This is a genomic window from uncultured Shewanella sp., from assembly GCF_947491715.1.
Classification (GTDB): domain Bacteria; phylum Pseudomonadota; class Gammaproteobacteria; order Enterobacterales; family Shewanellaceae; genus Shewanella.
This window is the reverse complement of sequence record NZ_CANLKR010000104.1, coordinates 1-759: the sequence shown is the minus strand read 5'-3', so window position 1 is coordinate 759 and position 759 is coordinate 1. Positions and strand designations below refer to the sequence as shown.

The following is a 759-nucleotide window of genomic DNA, read 5'->3' as shown; positions in this document are numbered from 1 at the left end:
TGTGCGTTTAACGCCCATTGCTTTTGAGGTTTTCATAGATAAGTCTCCAAAGTGTCAACTTACCTCAGGACGGAACATATACAGGCACAAAAAAGCCCATCATAAGATGGGCTTTTTTGTTGTATTTCATTTTATCAGTGATGTAATTAATCATTTATAAACAATATTATCAATGGTACGGGAGGAGAGACTTGAACTCTCACACCTTGCGGCACCAGAACCTAAATCTGGCGTGTCTACCAATTCCACCACTCCCGCATTGATACTAAGTTTACATTATCATATAGTAAACCATCACGATAAATTAAAGACTGAACTCAATTTTTATGTGTCTGTCTTTAAATATGGCTGGGATACCAGGATTCGAACCTGGGAATGCCGAGATCAAAACCCGGTGCCTTACCGCTTGGCGATATCCCAATAAAGCGTTTTAGTTAACGTGCTACTATAAAAATAGTCCACATTAACTTTAAATAAATGGTACGGGAAGAGAGACTTGAACTCTCACACCTTGCGGCACCAGAACCTAAATCTGGCGTGTCTACCAATTCCACCACTCCCGCACAATGCCTATTTTACATCTAGACAGATGTCTTGTTTTACATCATCTTTCAACTAACTACAATTAAAAATAGATGGTAGCCATAACAGTCGGGACTTGATATTCAAGGCGCTGCTATCGATGTTTTACATCAACTTTTAACTAGCTACAATTAAAAATAGATGATAGCCATAACAGTCGGGACTTGATATTCAAGG

At 38.9% G+C, this 759-nt stretch carries 3 tRNA genes; all 3 read right to left on the bottom strand.

What is annotated here, in order from left to right:
* Positions 1-173: 173 nt before the first annotated feature.
* Positions 174-258 (bottom strand) — tRNA-Leu (locus Q0779_RS23690).
* An 87-nt stretch (positions 259-345) separates the two neighbouring features.
* Positions 346-420: transfer RNA gene (locus Q0779_RS23685), tRNA-Gln, on the bottom strand.
* A gap of 58 nt (positions 421-478) precedes the next feature.
* Positions 479-563, bottom strand: a tRNA-Leu gene (locus Q0779_RS23680).
* Between the last annotated feature and the right edge of the window lie 196 nt (positions 564-759).